Origin of the sequence: Leptolyngbya sp. CCNP1308 (assembly GCF_034932455.1) — a bacterium.
In the GTDB taxonomy this organism is placed as follows: domain Bacteria; phylum Cyanobacteriota; class Cyanobacteriia; order Phormidesmidales; family Phormidesmidaceae; genus Nodosilinea.
Window position 1 is genome coordinate 48167 of the sequence record NZ_JAYGIH010000009.1, and the last position, 17577, is coordinate 65743.

The following is a 17577-nucleotide window of genomic DNA, read 5'->3' on the forward strand; positions in this document are numbered from 1 at the left end:
GCGATCGCTATGGCAGTTCCATCGATCGCTAATGCGGCTCCGGCGATCGTTAGCGTCAAGCCTGCGATCGCTGTTGCAGTCTCGCGATCGTTGATGCCAGGCCCGAGATCGCTAATGCTACGCCTGCAACAGCTAATGCGGCCACTGAATTGCCGAGGCGACCATGCTTTTTACAGCTCATTGAGGGTGTCTGGGGCAACCTCAATGCCGGGTTCCGGTTTCCACGGCGACAGTTCGTCGTCTACTAGGTCGGCCAGATCTCTGGGCGTCACATTCATTTCGCTACAGGCTGCTCTCAGCGCCGCTTGAAACTGGGCGGTGTCGTCGCCGTAGCCGCAGCGTTCAGAGGCGATCGCAAGCCCCTCAGTAGCATTCGCTTTTGCGCAATCCACCAAAATTACGCCCGTCAGCGGAGATGAGCTAGCCATAAAAAATTGACTCTAAACGTCCAGGTGCTCTTCAAAAATAGGGGCGTCAGCAGCCTCCCACATCTAACCTGCGGCAGACTTACGCCCAAAAAACATCCTAAGGATAGGGACTTTTGCTGCGCTATTTCCCGCATTGGGCAGAGGGGACTATGGGACTACTGCGGTTAGATAAATAGAGAACCGAATCCAAAGAGACACTACATCTATGAGCATCAACATCGGCCTTTCTGAACAAGAGCGCCAGGGCGTTACCGAAATCCTCAACAAGGTCTTGTCCGACGCCTATCTGCTACTCATCAAAACCAAGAAGTATCACTGGGATGTCGTTGGCCCCCAGTTCCGCACTCTTCACGAACTGTGGAAAGAGCACTACGAAGCCCTCACCATCAGCATCGACGCCGTCGCCGAGCGGGTTCGCATGCTCAACGGCTATCCCCTAGGCACTGCTGAAGGATTTCTCAAGAATGCCTCCATCAAAGAGCATCCGGGCGATCTTCCCAGTGCAGAAGAAATGGTCAAGCGGCTTGTCACCGACCACGAGCAAATCATTCGCAATCTGCGCGAGTTTGTTGACCAAACTTCCGAAGAGTTCCATGACGAGGGCACCTCAGATTTTCTGACTGGCCTCATGGAAGAGCACGAAGAAATGGCCTGGATGCTGCGCTCCTTCCTCGACGGCGAATCGTTTGCCCCCAGCGGCAAGCGCGACAAAGAGCTAGCCGGCAAAAAATAGAATAAAGCGGCTCCTATCGCAGCCATTAGACAGCCAGCGTCGATTCAGCCATGAGTTGCCTAGAACTGCTCTAACAATGCCCCGATAGGCCTAACCCAATCTGGCAAACCACCCCGCCTGTAGCCTTCTCAAGAAGCCTATGGGCGGGGTGCTTTTTGTGCCCCTCACCCCAAGCCCCTCAACCTATGGGAGGATCAATAAACCACCTCTTCACCTATCTTCCCCACCCCCCACTCCATCACGCCCCTCCCTCCCATGCCCACCGTCACCTTCCCCCTCGCCTACCTCCAACGGCTCACCCCCACCGATCCCCAGCGGCTCGCCCAGCAAGCTTTTGACTACGGCCTAGACGCCACCCTGGGCGACCAAACCCTGGAGGTTGAAGTCACCGCCGAGCGGCCCGACCTGCTGGCCGCCGAGGGGTTTACCCGCGCCATCAACATCTACAACGGCCTCGCCCGAGTAGTGCCCGACCAGCTAGCACCTTCGGGTCGTCAGATTGCGGTGTCGCCCGAGGTGTTGCCCCTGCGGCCCCACATTGCCGCTTTAATAGTGCGCGGGGCCGACCTGCAGAACGGCGGGCTAGAGGTGCTGGTGCAGTTTCAAGAAAAAGTCACCCAAACCTTTGGTCGTCAACGCAAAAAAATTGCGATCGGCGTCTACGACCTCGACAGCATCGGCGGCAATTTGACCTATGGAGCCGAACCGCTGGATGAATTGGCCTTTGTGCCGTTGCACAGCACCGAGCCCATGACTGCCAGGCAAATTTTGCAGGAGCACCCTGCCGGTAAGACCTACAGCCACACCCTACCGGAGAATGGCCAAGTGCCCGTTTTGCGCGATGCCAACGGCACCGTGCTCTCCCTCCCGCCGATTATCAATGCTGCTGGGGCGGGGGAAGTGACCGCCAACACTCGCAATCTATTAATTGATGTCACCGGCATTTTGGCTCAGACGGTGGTGGAGACGGCCAATATTCTGGCCCACAACTTTTTAGACACCGGGGCCGAGGTGCAAACCGTAGCCATTGTCACGCCCCAGGGCACCACTGCCACCCCCAGCCTGGCGCGTCGCCCGGTGCAATTTTCGGCCAAGTATCTGAACGAAATCATGGGCACCGCGATCGCCAAAGCCAGCCTGGGGAAAGTGCTGACGCGCATGGATTTAGACGTGAGCGGCACCGATGTGGTGCATGTGCCCACCTACCGCACCGATATTTTTAGCCAGGTTGACCTGGCGGGCGACCTGCTGGTGGCCCTGGGAATTGGCAGCTTGCAGGCCGAGCCCCTCACCGTTAAATTTCACCTGGGGGAAGCCGCCCCCCTGCGCCAGGCGATGTTTAAGGTAGGCGACCTGGCCCAGCGCATGGGGCTGATGGAGGTGAAAAGCTTTGTGCTCACCGATCCTGAAATGCTCGATCTGTTTGGGGCGACCTACGTGCAGACCGGCAACGCTAAAAGCCGCACCTTTAGCGCCACCCGCACCACCCTGGTAGCGGGCCTGCTAGATATTCTGGCCCGCAATATCAGCGCGCCCAAGCCCATCAATATCTATGAAACCGGAGAAGTGCTGCGGTTCGCGGCGACAAACACCCCCCACGAAAGCCAGTGCTGGAGCTTTGCCAGTCTAGACGCCCGCGCCTCGTTTACCACCGCCAAAGCCTACATGCAGACCATGCTCAAAGCCCTGGAACTTAGCTATGACTTGGCCCGCTGCGACGCCCCCTACTACCTTGCCGGACGAGCTGCCACGGTACTGATTGACGGGCAACCCGCAGGAGAATTTGGCGAGATTCATCCCCAGATACTGGAGCATTTTTCCTTTCCTGAGCCGGTCTGCGCCGGGGAATTGAACTGTAGCGCAAGTCTGGTGACAAATGTTGCCCTACGGCGTTAGCCGCAGAAGTCTTAGAGTTGACTGGCGCTATCACTGCGTTAGAGTAGTTCATTGAAATACAGCACTAACCCGAGCGCCAGAGCTGGGTCACCAGTCACCCGCCAGGGGTCGCTGCCACGCCTAGCAGCGGCGTCGCCATAATAATAGAAGTCAACTACGGAAGCGAACTCACCATGCGACTACTACACACCATGCTGCGGGTCGGCGACTTGGATCGCTCCCTTAAGTTTTACTGCGACCTGCTGGGCATGACGCTGCTGCGCAAAAAAGACTACCCCGGCGGCGAGTTTACCCTGGCCTTTGTAGGCTATGGCGACGAGGCCGACCACACAGTGCTAGAGCTGACCTACAACTGGGGCGTAGAATCCTACGAGTTGGGCACTGCGTATGGCCACATTGCCCTAGGGGTAGATGATATTTACGGGACGTGCGATCGCATCAAAGCCCAGGGTGGCCAGGTGGTGCGCGAGCCCGGCCCGATGAAGCACGGCTCGACGGTGATCGCCTTTGTGCAAGACCCCGACGGCTACAAAGTCGAGCTGATTCAGCTGGGTAGCTCCGAGGGGCACCGCAAAGCCACCGAGCCAGAAATGGCAGTCAGCTAAACGCACCTCCCCCCTTTTCAAGGGGGTCAAATCGAGCCTCTAGACCCGAAATAATCTGGGGGATCCGCCCCGCCGCCAGAGCGTGGCCGCCTGCATGGAGATCCCCCTCTCCCATCCAGCCGAGGTTAGGCTGGCCTAAAAGGCGTAGTTAACCGTGGCCGTGATCTCAGCATCGGTATCGCTAGGCTTAAACAACATGCTGGCGTTGAAATCGACCACCACATTGCGGGTAATGCCCCAGTCGAGCCCAGCGGTAATCATTGGGTCAATGGCAGAGCGCCCGTCGGCGTTGTAGGCCACGCCGGCCCCGGCGTAGGGATAAAGCGCCTGGTCGAGGGCGTAGTCTACAGAAATCGGCAGCCGCAGTTCGGTGCTGTTGTCAAAGACGAGGGAGGGCCGCACCGAGAGGGTGGTGCGACGGCCCAACTCGGTAATTTTGGCCTTAGAGTCAATCACGAACGAAGTGCTGTCGTTGAACCCGGCCCGCACACCTGCACCTACGTAGTAATCGGGAACTTGCTGGGCCTGGGCTTGAGACGCCGCCGCACTCACCACCACGGCAGACAACAGCGCTACATTTAGTTTCATCATCACTCCTCCTCAACAATGGGCCCGGTAACGGGTTAAGTCAAACGAACTCGCCTGACTAGTTTGATTTTCAGCTGCTTTAGGACAAAATCCTGCCAAATTTTGGGATAGAGCAGGGGGCTTTGGTGAAGGTTCCGTGAGGTTTCGCCGACTGGGAGGAGCTAAGTCGGGCAATTGCCCTAGAGCGACCCAAATAGATGAGGTAGGGCGATCGCCGCCAGCGGAATTGGCTCCAGCCCATAGAGACCTACCCTCCCAGCACCTGGCCCAGCAAATGTAAAAGTACTTTCATCGCCAGCCTGACCATACCTAAAAAATCACTAACCCTGGCTTTAATGTATTGAGAATAGCCCGCAAAAGATGCCGTATTTTCTGCCTAGAAGGTCGCTAAGTTTAAGACAGCATTGTCATCCGTTTCGTCAATCTGTTGGCACACTAGAATGGTGACGTACCTCAATGCCAACCGCGTGCTAGACCTCGCCAAATTATTTCCCTTTCCCCTCGACGATTTTCAGTATCAGGCGGCGGCGGCTCTCGATGCCGATAAATCAGTGGTGGTCTGTGCCCCCACCGGTTCCGGCAAAACGTTAATCGGTGAATACGCCATCTACCGGGCCATGGCCCACGGCAAGCGGGTGTTTTATACCACCCCGCTGAAGGCGCTCTCAAACCAAAAGCTGCGCGATTTTCGCGACCAGTTTGGCTACGAAAATGTGGGTTTGCTGACCGGCGACCTCTCCATCAACCGCGACGCCCCCATCGTGGTGATGACCACCGAAATCTTCCGCAACATGCTCTACGGCACCCGCATTGGCGAGACCGGCACCACGCTGCAGCAGGTAGAAGCCGTGGTGCTCGACGAATGCCACTACATGAACGATCGCCAGCGCGGCACCGTCTGGGAAGAATCGATCATCTACTGTCCGCCCGAAATTCAGCTCTTGGCCCTCTCCGCCACAGTCGAAAACAGCGGCCAGCTCACCGACTGGCTACAAAAAGTCCACGGCCCCACCGAGCTGATCTATTCCGACTTTCGCCCGGTGCCGCTGCAGTTTCACTACTGCACCGGCAAGCGATTGGTGCCGTTGCTCGATGCGTCTCAAAAAGCGGTCAACCCCCAACTCAAAAAGCAGCGGGCTCCCCAGCGCCAGCCCGGTCGGCGCGGCGGGGGTCGGGTGAGCTTACCCTTTGTCATGGGCCAGCTCCAAGAGCGCGATATGCTGCCCGCCATCTACTTTATTTTTAGCCGCCGGGGCTGCGACAAATCGGTGGATGAGGTCAGCCACCTGTCGCTGGTAACGGACGAAGAAGCGCAAGAACTCAAGCTCCGCATTGACACCTTTCTGGCCCACAACCCCGACGCGGGCCGGGCGGGCCAGGTGGGGCCGCTGTACCGGGGCATTGCCGCCCACCACGCGGGCATTTTGCCCCTGTGGAAAGGGCTAGTGGAGGAACTCTTTCAGGCTGGGCTAATCAAGGTGGTATTTGCCACCGAAACCCTGGCTGCCGGCATCAACATGCCCGCCCGCACCACTGTGATCGCCAGCCTCTCGAAGCGCACCGACAGCGGCCACCGCCTGCTCACCTCCTCCGAGTTCCTCCAAATGGCGGGGAGAGCCGGGCGGCGCGGCATGGATGAGCAGGGCCATGTGGTCACAGTCGAAAGCCCCTTTGAAGGCTTCCGGGAGGCGGTGCATCTGGCTACCTCGGGGGCAGACCCGCTGGTCAGCCAGTTCACCCCCGGCTACGGCATGGTGCTCAACCTGCTGCAAACCCACACGCTAGATGAAGCGAAAGACCTGATCGAGCGCAGCTTTGGCCAATATCTGGCCACCCTGCACCTAGTGCCCCAGCAGCAGGAAATCGATCGCCTGGAGGGGGCGATCGCCCATCAGCAGGCCCAGCTCGCTGCCTTCGACGAGGGGCTACTGGCCGAGTACGCCAAACTCAAAGAACGCCTGAAGGAAGAACGCCGTCTGCTTAAAACCCTCCAGCAGCAGGCCGCCCAGGTGCTGGCCGACGACGTGGGCAAGATGGTGCCCTTTGCGATCGCAGGCACCCTGCTCTCCCTCAAGGGCAAGCATATTCCCGTCAGTGAGCCGGTGCCCGCCGTACTGGTCACTAAGGTGCAGGGGTCGGGCCAGTTTCCCTACCTGGTGTGCCTGACTAAAACCAACCAGTGGTGCGTGGTCACCGCCGCCGATGTGGTCGGCCTCCACGCCGATATTCCTCGCTTGCAGTCGGTCGATACTCTGGCTCCCCCTTCGGAGCTGATGCCCAGTCCCGGTAAGCGCTGCCGGGGCGATGACCACACCGCCGCCCTGGTGAATGCCATGGCCACCCCGCCCACCCTTGAGATGCTGGCCCCCGAGGTGCAAGACCAGCTCGATCGCATGGGCGAGGTCGAGCAGGCCCTGGCCAGCCACCCTGCCAGCCAGTGGGAGAACGCCAAAGGATTGCTCAAGCGCCAGAGGCGGCTGCGCGATTTGGAAGATGAATGGCGCGATCGCCAGCAAAAACTCTCCCAGTACACCGGCCGCTACTGGCAAGAGTTTCTCCACATTATGGATGTGCTCAAGCACTTCGGCGGCCTTGAAGACAACAAACCCACCGAGCTGGGCGAAATGGCCGCCGCCATTCGCGGCGACAACGAACTGTGGTTGGCCTTAGCTCTAGAGTCGGGCGAGTTTAACCACCTCGATGCCGCCCAGCTGGCCGCCGCCTGCGCCGCCCTCGTCACCGAAAACTCGCGCCCCGACAGCTGGTGCCGCTACAAACTCTCCGGCACCGTGGAAGAAGCACTGGGCGGGCTGCACAGCCTGCGTCGTCAGCTCTACCAGCAGCAGCACCGCCGCCACATCGCCGCCCCCATCTGGCTGGAATACGACCTGGTGGGCCTAGTCGAGCAGTGGGCGCTGCAAGTCGATTGGGTGACTCTGTGCAGCAACACCAGCCTCGACGAGGGCGACATTGTTCGCATTCTGCGCCGCACGCTGGACGTGCTATCGCAAATTCCCCACGTGCCCTACATCAGCGACGGCCTGCGCACCGCGGCCCGCGACGCCAAAGACCTAATGAACCGCTTCCCCGTCAACGAAGAAATCGGCTAGGGTAGGAATTCTCAGCCCTATGAGAGATGGCATGGAGCTGAGAATCCTCCAATCTGTAGGGGTTAGTGCCTCTGCTTAGTGCCTCTGCACAAGCATGAGAATGCGCAGACATTTTTGCAAGCAATCTTCCAGGTTTATGAAATTCATATCTACAGCAGCCCTGTTGACTCTGGGGCTGGGTGCCATGTTTCCTGCATTGGCCCAGACTTTGCCCATTGAGTCGCTGCGTCAGCAAGAGGGCATCACCCTTACGGGCACCGTTGGCAGCGTAGTTGGCAATAGCTTTACCCTTAGCGATGATACTGGCGAAATTATAGTGGGTGCTGGCCCCCGCTGGTACCAAGAAGTTACCGTCATCCCAGGCGAGCAGCTCACTGTTGTGGGCGAATACGACCAGGGCGAGTTTGACGCTTACCGCATTACCCGCGCCAACGGCGACGTAATCGTTGTTCGCGATGGCCCCGGTCGGCCCCATTGGGCAGGCGGCCCCAACCGCCAGCAGCGCTAAAACCCGGCTACCGTAAACTCTGATGGCGTAGCCAGTCATTCAGCCAGACTCCATTTTCACCTTCTAGGGGAGGAATGGGGTCTGCGCCATAGTTGACGACCAAGTCGTAGCCCGACTGATCGTAGATCTCGTTGACCAGGGTCTGCAGATTGACAATAGGTTCTCTATCGTCTGGGGTCAGCGGCAGTGAAAATGCCGGAATTGCCTCTGTCAGATTAAACGCGTATAAACTGGCCCTGGGTCGGGTAGCGCTGGCGCTGACCAAAACTCGGTAATGGCTACGCAGGGCTGTGGGCAGGTTTAGGGGAGGGTTCTACTGGCGTAGCAGGTCAATTTCTACCAGATTGGTAGCGCTAGCCAAAAGAATCTGACGCTTGGCCTCATAGGTTTTTCGCCCTTCGCCAGGGCGTTTATCAGTGGGCGAAAGAACCTCGACAGCAGTAACGACTTCGCTGGTGGCCACATCGCGAATTTCCCGATATCCCTGCCGAATGACCTCAGGCATGGGCAACTCCACTTCTAGGGGCTGGGTTGGGCTGGCCGTTACCACTGTTTGTACGGCTCGACTTTGGCGTAGAGATGCGGCCTGCACTGCTACATCTGGAATACCCACTAGCAGAGAATCTTGTCCCTGGGCTTGGTACATGGCTTCTTCTACTACCACTCGATACTTGGGGCGCAGTTGCGGGGCCAGATCGATGGCGATCGCCGTAATCAGCCGATGGTGAAAGTTGGGCTACGACTGGGGATGCTCCAAGTAGGGATCCATTCCAGGAAAAGGAGACAGTATGGTGGGTGAAGGGCAGCGTGGGTGTACTCCCACTTTAAGCTTAACCACCCAGCCCAAGCCCAATTGATGCAGTTTAAGACGGTTGAATACAGTCAAATGGTGGGCGGGGTCAAATAACTGAGCCCGCTTGTTTGGCATAAGCGCTTTTCAAGTGGTGAGCGATCGCAGCGTTGACCTTAACCCTGGCGGCAAAGGTGGGCAAGCTATAGGAGTGCGTTCCCAAACTACGTAAATTCCTCCGTTTTGCCCCCTCTGGCCCTGTGCAAACCATGCTCGACCACCGCCCCAAGCCCCAGGTGAGCGCAGCTAAACACCTGGATCACTGCCCGGCCCGGCCCAGGATCTCAATTGTGGTCAGCGATTTGTCGAGCCGTGGAGCGGGACGGTGGGGGGGTGCAGTCCGCCCGTTTTTGCTGGCCCAGGCACTGCAAACCATGGGCTACCCGGTAGAAATTGCCGGATTTTGCCCTGGGAGTGACGGCTCCAGCGTGATCCCCCCAGGCCCACGGGCTGACATCCCTTTGCACAGCATCGCTTTACCCACGACCTCCCTCGGCCCAGGCGCTGTGGGATACCTTTTTCGGCACCTCAGCGGCGACATTATCTACGCCTACAAGCTCAAGCCCAGCAGCTTTGGCCTGGCCCTGGTGCACCGGCTGCGCCACCATCGCCCCGTTATGCTCGACATTGACGACTGGGAGCTGAGCTGGCACGGGGGCGATCGCTACCGCTACCGCCCCTCGCCCCAGCAGCTGGGGCGGGACGTGCTGAAACCCAGCGGCGCTCTACGAAATCCTGACCATCCCCTCTACTTGCAATGGATGGAACGCTGGGTTGGCAAGGCCGACTTGGTGACTACCCACAACGGCTTTTTGCAGCAGCGCTTTGGCGGCACCATCATTCCCAACGGCAAAGATACTGAGCTGTTTAACCCCGATCGCTACGACCCCGCAGCCAGCCGCGCCGCCTATGGTCTGAGCAATTACCGGGTGCTGATGTTTCCCGGTGCGCCGCGCCCCTACAAAGGCGTAGAGGATCTGCTGACGGCGATGGACATTTTGGATGAGCCCGACCTGAAGCTGGTGATCGTCGGCGGTAGCCCCTACGACGACTACGATCGCACCCTGCTCGATCGCTGGCCCCAGCGCATTGTTCACCTGGGCAAACAGCCCTCCGATGCAATGCCCAGGGTGATCGCCGCCGCCCACGTGGTGGTGGTGCCCCAGCGCCAGACCCCCGCCGCCCAGGCCCAGTTTCCCCTCAAGCTGACGGACGGCATGGCGATGGCGAAACCCATTCTGGCGACGCGGGTGGGCGACATTCCCGCTATTCTCAACGGCTGTGGCTATCTGGCGGAGGCCGATGCCCCGGCCGATTTAGCAGAGCAGATTACGGCGATTTTTGCCGATTATGACTATGCCCTTGAGTTGGGGAGGCGGGGGCGCGATCGCACCCTTACCCACTACAGCATCGCCGCCATGGGCGCAGGCCTACATCAGGCGATCCAAGAAAACGTTCTCGCAAAGGTGCATTGGCGAAGCCATGGGCTGGGGCCTCCCAACCCACCCTGACCGCCGAATGTCCCCTACGCGTCCCCTACCTTCCCCACTCCCCATGTCTGCCCAAAGGCTCCTCTTCAACTACGCAAAACGCTACCCCTGGCGCATTCTGGCCGCTATTGGGCTGGGCTTTTCGGGGGCGGTGTTTAACGGGGTGGGCACTACGCTGATTGTGCCAGCGGTGTTTGAGCTGTTGGGCACCGAGGCCGACAGTGCTGGCGCGATCGCCCTTCCCCCCCTGCTAGAGCAGATGCTGGAGCCGGTTTTGGGCATCCCCGGCCCGGGGCGGGCGGTGCTGATGCTGAGCTTTATTGTGCTGACCATTCTGCTCAAAAACCTGGCTAACTACCTCAGCAGCGTCACCAGTGAAGGGCTCAGCCGCCGTCTCACCTGCGATCTGCGCCGCGACGGGCTCGACCTGCTGCTCAGGGTCGATATCGACTACCACAACACCATGCGCACCGGGGATATCATCCAGCGGCTGAATGACCAGATTGGCCGGGCGGTGACCTCGATCAACGCGGTGATTAACCTGCTGCGGGCGTCGCTGAATATCTTGTTTTTTGCCCTGGTGCTGCTGTCGATTTCAGGATCGCTTACCCTAGCGGCGGTGGTGCTGATGGCCGGGGTGCTGCTGCTGAATCGCTACGTGATCGCTCGCGCCCGTGAGCACGGCAAGGCCCTGGCGGAGGCTTCTAAGGATTACTCAGTACGCACCCTAGAAATGCTCAACGGTATGCGCCTGGTGAAGGCTACCGCCAACGAGGCCGCAGAATTTGCCCAGGTGGAAGCGCTAATTGAGCGGCGGGAACAGGCGGCGCTGCGATCGCAGATGAACGCCGCCATCATCGGCCCGCTGAACGAAATTCTCAGCATTTTGGCCCTGGTGGCGATTATTCTCATTAGCCAGTTTTGGCTGGGCAGCGGCTCGGCGGCCTCGGCCACCCTGCTGCTGACCTTTTTGTTTGTGCTGTCGCGGGTGGTTCAGTTTGTGGGGCAGCTCAACTCGGCCCGTAGCCAGTTGGCCAACAGTGCCGCCAGCGTTGACCTGGTCTACGACTTTTTGCGCCGCGACAATAAACCCTTTATGCCCCAGGGCGTTGGCGCAGCTTCTCCTCATCAGACTCGCCCCCTCACTACCCTGCAATCGGGCATCACCTTCGAGGGCATCGCCTTCAAATATCCCACTGCCAACGATTGGTCGCTGCACGATATCAACCTCTCGCTGCCCAAGGGCACTACCCTGGCGCTGGTGGGGGCCTCCGGCGCGGGCAAGTCTACCCTGGCCGATCTGCTGCCCCGTTTCTATGACCCGATCGCAGGCCGTATCGCCATCGATGGCGTAGACCTGCGCGAGTTTGACCTGGGCAGCCTGCGCCGGGCCATGGGCATTGTTAGCCAAGACACGTTTTTGTTTAACGCCACCGTGCGCGACAACATCGCCTACGCCCAGCCTGCCGCCACCGACGCTGAGGTGGTACAGGCGGCGCGGCGCGCTAACGCCTACGAATTTATTAGCCAATTGCCCCAGGGCTTCGACACGGTGGTGGGCGATCGCGGCGTCATGCTCTCGGGCGGTCAGCGCCAGCGCATCGCCATTGCTCGCGCCCTGCTGCAAAACCCACCGATTCTCATTCTCGATGAGGCCACCAGCGCCTTAGATACGGTGTCAGAGCAGCTGGTGCAGGAAGCCCTGGAGGATTTGAGCCGCGATCGCACCACCCTGGTAATTGCCCATCGCCTCTCCACCATTCGCAAAGCCGACCAGATCGCCGTGCTGGACAAAGGCCGCGTGGTCGAACTCGGCACCCACGAAGAATTGCTGCAACAACAGGGCCGCTACACCTACCTCTACACCGTGCAGTTCGCCCAAGAAACCGGCTCCTGCCCCACCCCCCCTGCGATCACCGGCACTGACTCCTACGACCTGCGATCGGGCCTCAACGTCGTCCTTGGCTCCCTCCAGCTGCTCGCCGACGGCCTAATCGAAGATGGCCCCGAAACCGAAGAACTCGTCCAAGAAGCCTACCGGGCCGCCCTCAACCTGCTCCCCACCCTCGAAGCCGTCGAAAAACAGGCTGCCGTCACTGATCAATCACCCCGGCCCCCATCGCTGTTACCTCTCCCTAGCGCCTCCATCTCCCCATCCAATTCAAAATTCAAAATTCAAAATTAAGCTCTTACTTCCCCACTCCCCACCCCATGCCCCGCCCCTACCTCTTTTTCATCCGCGACACCCTGCCCCAGCCAGCGGCTCACCTGATTCAGACCGTGCAGTGCGCCAACGCCGCCGCCAACTTGGGCTACCCCACTCAGCTCGCCTTTGTCGATCGCGGCGCAGCGGCCTGGCAACCCTGGTGCTGGGTCAACCCGCAGCCCCAGCCGGTGGATGACGCCTTCGCCCGATTTTTCAACCTTCAAACTGGGGCGCTGAATTCGCTAGAGCTGTTGCCTCTGGCCATGCCCTGGCCCATCGACCGGGTTAAACACAAGCTCACCAATGCCAGCACTGTGGCCTGTAAATACTACTGGCCCCTGCACCTGGCCGCCCGCACCGCCCTCGTCCACACCCGCGACTGGAATTTTGCCAAGGCCGCCCTCAAGCAGGGGGTGCCCGTGGTGTTTGAGTGCCACCACCACACCGAAAAACCCTTCGAGCCCGAGATGGCGACCCATCCCCTGTTGCAGGTGGTGGTCACCGTCATCGATACGGTGAAGGAGAGCATTATTCGCAATGGGGTGCCTGAGAAAAAGGTGGTTACGGTGCCCAACGGGTTTAACGCTGGTTTTTTGGCGCGGCATCCAGGGGCGGCGCAGGGGTGGCGCGATCGCCTCCTCACCCCACCTTTCGCCCAGCTCGTGGTCTACGCCGGGGCGCTGCACGAGTTTAAGGGCGTCGATTTACTGCTGGAAATTGCCCCCCAGTTTCCCCAGGTAAAATTTGCGTTGGCCGGTGGCCCCGTTGAGCAGCAGCAGCACTACCGCGATCGCATCGCCGACCTAGGTCTAAGGAATGTGGATGTACTCGGATTTTTAGACCAGCACGACCTGGCCCACCTGCTGCAAGCCGCCGATGCCCTGGCCCATCCCCATTTATTCGGCCAGGCCGCCACCTTTACCTCGCCCCTCAAGCTATTCGACTACCTGGCCTCGGGTACTCCGGTTGTGGCAACCCGCATTCCCTCGCTGGAGAACTGGCCGCTGACCGACCAGATTGCCGCCTGGTGCGACCCCAACCAGCCTCAAGCCTTTGCCGAAAATCTGCGGCAGGTGCTCGCCCAGCATCCTCGCCCGGCTGAGGGCTTTGCCCCCAACCTTGACGCTCTACAGCCCTACTCCTGGGAAGCCCGGATCGAGAAAATTTTGTCCTACGTAGAATCCCAATACCATCCCCAACTGCTGGGAGAAAACTCATGACCCGCCCCATTGTTGGCATGCTGTCGAGCTACGGCGGCCTCACCCAGTGCGACTGGCTGTGGAAACAGACGCACGAACCCTTTGGGGTTTGGGGAAACATGCAGCTGCAATCGCAGGATCCTAAGCCCGACTATCTTTTGCTCTACCAATTCAACTTTCACGAGCGGTTGGCTCCCAAGCCGCTGTCAAAGTCCCAGCGGTTGCTCAGCGCCTTGCCCTTTGCCAAACCTGCCGCTCCGGTGGAAGCTCTTAGCCAGCTGCCTCCCCAGTTCAGTCAGGTGCCCAAAGAACGCACGGCCTTTTTGCTGCGCGAGCCGCCGTTGCCGGAGGTGCGATCGCAAAATCTACTCAACTACGCCCACGCCCGCGACCACTGCGGCTATGTCTCTGGCCCCGACGACTCGGCTCCTACCCCCGCCTACATGCCCGCCATCTGGTACGTGAATGTCTCATTTCGCGAGCTGAACGAAGCCCCGCCCCCCGAAAAATACAGCCCCTGTAGCTGGATTACCTCTGGCATTAACCGCACCGAGAGCCACCGCCAGCGGCTCGCATTTTTGCAGCAGCTTCAGGAAAGTGGCGTGCCCGTTGAGGTTTACGGACGCGACTTGCCCCCCGGCACCCGCACCGTCGGAGAACTCAGCAACAAGTGGTCGGGCATGGCCCCCTACACCTACAACCTGGCGATCGAAAACTTTGCCGAAAACGACTGGTACGCCAGCGAAAAGCTCTGGGATGCCCTGCTGTCGTGGTGTCTACCCATCTACTACGGCGGCGGCGCGGCGGATAAGCTCTTGCCCCCTGGCAGTTTTTTGCGCCTGCCCAGCCTGGATGAAAAGGGGATTGAGTACATCCGCGAGGTGACGGCTAGCCCCGATGCGTGGGTGGAGGCAAAGGATGCGATCGCTGAGGCCCGCCAGGTGATCCTCCACAAGCTGAATTTGATGAACTGGCTGTCGGAGTGGGTAGGGAGTCAGGGGTAAATAGGTGGGTGAGTAGGCGGGTAGGCGAGAAGGCGGGTGGATGGGTGGAAAAGAAAGTAGGGTGGGCACTGCCCACCATTGAGGTAACTTGAATGGACGGTATTTGTACCCTCGGTAACGATCGCGTCTACGACCAAATTGTGGCGCTGCTTAACAGTATTGAGGTCTTTGCGGGGCCGGAGATGCCCGTGTGCATTTACCCCTACGACGACCAGGTGGAGCAGTTGAGAGAACTGGTGCGATCGCGCCCCCACCTCACCCTTTACGACGACAGTGCCTCCATTCAGCGGTGGGATGCCTGGGTGGAGCAAATCTGGGCCACCCATCCCACCGCTCGGCAACAGTGGGATGCGATCGGTAGCACGGGCATTCACCGCATGGGTACCCACCGCCGCTTCTGCGCCTTCGACGGCCCCTTCGATCGCTTCCTCTATATGGATGCTGACACCCTGTTACTCAGCGATCCAGCCCCGGTGTTCAACGCGTTGGATGAGTACGACTGGGTCACCTACGACTTTCAGCACAAAGACCTCAGCCATGTATACGACGTAGATTCACCCTGGTTGGAGCAGCTATTCTCCCCGCAGCAGTTGCAGCGGCAGGCATTTTGTTCAGGGTTCTACGCCAGTCGCCGAGGGTTGTTTGATCCTGATCGGGGCCAAGACATTTTGGATTGGTTGAAATCTGGAGAAGCGGCGGTGCTCTACCCCATGGCCCCAGACCAAACCATTCTCAACTACCTGGTGATCCGGCGAGGGGTGAATTCCTGCAACCTGGCGCTGGCCCTGCCGCCCGAGGAACGCACCGGAAATTCTGTCACCTCTAGCCACTTCACTACTCAAGAAAACCGCGTCTATGACAAGGGCGTGCCGCTGCTATACCTGCACTACATCGGCCTATCGTCCAAACTCTTTACCCGACTCTGCGACGGCGAGAACGTTGACCTACCCTACCGCGAGGTGTTCTTGCACTACCGCTATCTGCACAATTCTGAGAATCGCCCTGCACTGACGGGCAAACTAGTGACAGCCAAGCCCCAGGGCTGGCGACGGTACCTGAAACCCCTGACCCAGTTGCTCCCCTGAGGATTGCTATGACTTCGCGCGGCATTTACATTACAGCCAACGACAAGGTGCTCGACCACGCGATCGCCTGCCTCAACAGCATTCGCGCCTATGACCCCAGCATCCCCGTCGTGCTGATTCCCTACAACGACGACTACCACCAGGTGGCCGAGGTGCTGGGCCGCGACTACGGGGTTGAGGTCTACCCCGACCTAGACTTTATCCAGCGGTTGTCAGAAACTTTGCACGGCATTTTTGGTGAGGGGTTCTTTGCTCGCCCCAACCAGTTTCGCAAGCAGGCCTGCTGGTTTGGCCCCTTCGATCGCTTCCTCTACATCGATACCGATGTGGTGGTGTTTAGCGCGATCGCCAAAGTCCTCGACGCTCTCGACGACCACGACTTCATCAGCTACGACTACCAGCACCGGGGCGGCATTCGCAACGTGTTTGCCCCTGCGATCGTCGAGCAGGGCGTTTTCACCGCCGCCGAGCTAGAGGATATGTTTAACTGCGGCTTTTGGGGGTCTAAAAAAGGGTTGGTCAGCGAGCAAGACCTCTACGACACCTTTGCCGAATGCGCCGCCCACCCCGACTACTTCGACTTTTCTGAAAAAACCTCCGATCAGCCGATCATCAACTACCTAATTCTCAAGCGGATGGCGCGACGGTTTAACCTGGTGCGTCAGCCCGGCGGCGGCCCCGGCAACTGGGCGGGCAGCCCCCACTTTGTGCAAGAGGGGATGACGCTGGTAGACCCAAATGTGAACAAGCCCCTCGACTACCTGCACTGGGCAGGCTACCGCATTCAACCCGGCTGCCCCTACTGGGATGTCTGGGCCCACTACCGCTACCTCCGCGACCCCGCCAGCCGCCCGGTAGACGTTCCAGTAGCAGCCCCATCTCCCATGAAAACCCTCAGTCGTAAAGCAGGAAAGCTGCTGAGCCGTCTGAGCAAATAACAGAGTTTTGTAGGGTGGGTTAGGCTTCATTGACTCTTGGCTACACATCCCAATACTTTGGGAGGCCGTAACCCACTAACCGGGTTTCATCCCCCGTTAAAATCTCGATGAACCAAGACTCCAGGGTTCTTTTGCAACTGTCAAAAAGTTTTAACCTATTTCAGCAGAACCCTGGGGTCTACCCTCGCTAAAACAAACGGCCTTGCTGTACTTCTTCTAAGGCTGATTGCGCCGTACCAGAAGACGCAAGGCGATCCGCATACCGGGTAGTTTCGGGCAAGCGGTATTTCGTGCTGCACTTCAACACCAGGTCGATGGCGGTTTCTAGTGTCGTGTAGTGGCCGGGGGAAATGTATAGGGGTTTGGTGTTGGCGCGGTTGCGAAGAACGGCTCCAATGCGATCGCCCCGATCCATCAGCGGTACCCAGGTACCTTTGTCGGGCGGCACCTCGATGTGGGTGCCCACCAGGCGCGACTTGGCGACGCCAACGGTAGGGCGATCGCATAACAACCCCAAATGCGACGCAATTCCTAATCGCCGGGGATGCGCGATTCCCTGGCCATCGCAGAGAATTACATCCGGCTCAGTTTTGAGCTGCGCCAGTGCCGCCAGCACCGCAGGCACCTCCCGAAACGACAGCAGCCCCGGCACGTAGGGAAAGACGGTCGGCTGCCGCACCAGCACCTCATCCACCGGGGTCAGATCGGGGAAGGACAGCACCACCACGGCAGCGCGGGTGGTCTTGCCCTCATCCTCAAACCCGGCATCGACTCCGGCAACGTAGCGAATTGGATTGGGGATGCGGTCTTCGAGGACGACCTGGGGTGCGAGGGTTTGCTGAAGGGCGATCGCCTCGGCGGGCGTGGTCGGCCAGCGATCGGGAAACTGAATCTGCATGGCTAAAGCCTTCGTTACGCCGTAGCCTCAACCTTGCCG

Annotated in this window: 14 protein-coding genes and 1 pseudogene; 11 read left to right on the plus strand and 4 right to left on the minus strand. The window is 59.4% G+C overall.

The genetic code is table 11. The features are described from left to right. Window positions 1–170: 170 nt before the first annotated feature. Entirely contained in the window at window positions 171–428 is a 258-nt protein-coding gene (locus tag VB780_RS06235; RefSeq protein ID WP_323350281.1) for a hypothetical protein, read from the minus strand. A gap of 205 nt (window positions 429–633) precedes the next feature. Here VB780_RS06235 and VB780_RS06240 point away from each other — a divergent pair, with 205 nt between their 5' ends. The 3 genes from VB780_RS06240 (at window position 634) to gloA (ending at window position 3662) form a co-directional block, all read left to right on the plus strand. Further along, complete coding sequence (locus VB780_RS06240; protein WP_323350282.1) at window positions 634–1161, plus strand: Dps family protein; 528 nt, start codon at window positions 634–636, stop codon at window positions 1159–1161. Window positions 1162–1416: 255 nt separating this feature from the next. Continuing rightward, window positions 1417–3057 (plus strand): phenylalanine--tRNA ligase subunit beta, encoded by a 1641-nt coding sequence (gene pheT / locus VB780_RS06245; RefSeq protein ID WP_323350283.1) that lies wholly within the window; start codon window positions 1417–1419, stop codon window positions 3055–3057. 173 nt (window positions 3058–3230) lie between these two features. After that, entirely contained in the window at window positions 3231–3662 is a 432-nt protein-coding gene (gene gloA, locus VB780_RS06250; protein ID WP_323350284.1) for a lactoylglutathione lyase, read from the plus strand. 135 nt (window positions 3663–3797) lie between these two features. On the opposite strand, the gene VB780_RS06255 is transcribed toward gloA, so the two are convergent. Further along, window positions 3798–4250, minus strand: coding sequence for a hypothetical protein (locus VB780_RS06255; protein WP_323350285.1), 453 nt, complete (start codon window positions 4248–4250; stop codon window positions 3798–3800). Window positions 4251–4690: 440 nt separating this feature from the next. On the opposite strand from VB780_RS06255, the gene VB780_RS06260 reads away from it, so the two are divergent. Both VB780_RS06260 and VB780_RS06265 read left to right on the plus strand, forming a co-directional pair. Beyond that, window positions 4691–7360, plus strand: coding sequence for a DEAD/DEAH box helicase (locus tag VB780_RS06260; protein WP_323350286.1), 2670 nt, complete (start codon window positions 4691–4693; stop codon window positions 7358–7360). 136 nt (window positions 7361–7496) lie between these two features. Continuing rightward, complete coding sequence (locus VB780_RS06265) at window positions 7497–7868, plus strand: hypothetical protein (protein ID WP_323350287.1); 372 nt, start codon at window positions 7497–7499, stop codon at window positions 7866–7868. 7 nt (window positions 7869–7875) lie between these two features. On the opposite strand, the pseudogene VB780_RS06270 reads toward VB780_RS06265, so the two are convergent. Continuing rightward, window positions 7876–8592, minus strand: a pseudogene (locus VB780_RS06270) (DUF4058 family protein); the annotation flags it as partial. A 335-nt stretch (window positions 8593–8927) separates the two neighbouring features. Here VB780_RS06270 and VB780_RS06275 point away from each other — a divergent pair. From VB780_RS06275 to VB780_RS06300, 6 genes are all read left to right on the plus strand, one after another. Beyond that, window positions 8928–10229, plus strand: coding sequence for a glycosyltransferase (locus VB780_RS06275; protein WP_323350309.1), 1302 nt, complete (start codon window positions 8928–8930; stop codon window positions 10227–10229). A 43-nt stretch (window positions 10230–10272) separates the two neighbouring features. Beyond that, window positions 10273–12393, plus strand: coding sequence for an ABC transporter ATP-binding protein (locus VB780_RS06280; protein WP_323350288.1), 2121 nt, complete (start codon window positions 10273–10275; stop codon window positions 12391–12393). A gap of 26 nt (window positions 12394–12419) precedes the next feature. Next, window positions 12420–13634 (plus strand): glycosyltransferase, encoded by a 1215-nt coding sequence (locus VB780_RS06285; protein ID WP_323350289.1) that lies wholly within the window; start codon window positions 12420–12422, stop codon window positions 13632–13634. Further along, complete coding sequence (locus tag VB780_RS06290; protein ID WP_323350290.1) at window positions 13631–14617, plus strand: glycosyltransferase family 10 domain-containing protein; 987 nt, start codon at window positions 13631–13633, stop codon at window positions 14615–14617. Before VB780_RS06285 ends, VB780_RS06290 begins: the two co-directional genes overlap by 4 nt. Before the next feature lie 92 nt (window positions 14618–14709). After that, window positions 14710–15702: an Npun_R2821/Npun_R2822 family protein gene (locus VB780_RS06295; RefSeq protein ID WP_323350291.1), complete on the plus strand. Its 993-nt coding sequence runs from the start codon at window positions 14710–14712 to the stop codon at window positions 15700–15702. Between the two features lie 8 nt (window positions 15703–15710). Continuing rightward, on the plus strand, window positions 15711–16640 hold the full coding sequence (locus VB780_RS06300) for an Npun_R2821/Npun_R2822 family protein (protein ID WP_323350292.1): 930 nt from the start codon (window positions 15711–15713) through the stop codon (window positions 16638–16640). 187 nt (window positions 16641–16827) lie between these two features. On the opposite strand, the gene nfi is transcribed toward VB780_RS06300, so the two are convergent. Beyond that, window positions 16828–17538 carry a deoxyribonuclease V gene (gene nfi, locus VB780_RS06305; protein WP_323350293.1) on the minus strand — a complete coding sequence of 237 codons (711 nt, stop codon included), beginning with the start codon at window positions 17536–17538 and terminating at the stop codon, window positions 16828–16830. Window positions 17539–17577 lie beyond the last annotated feature (39 nt).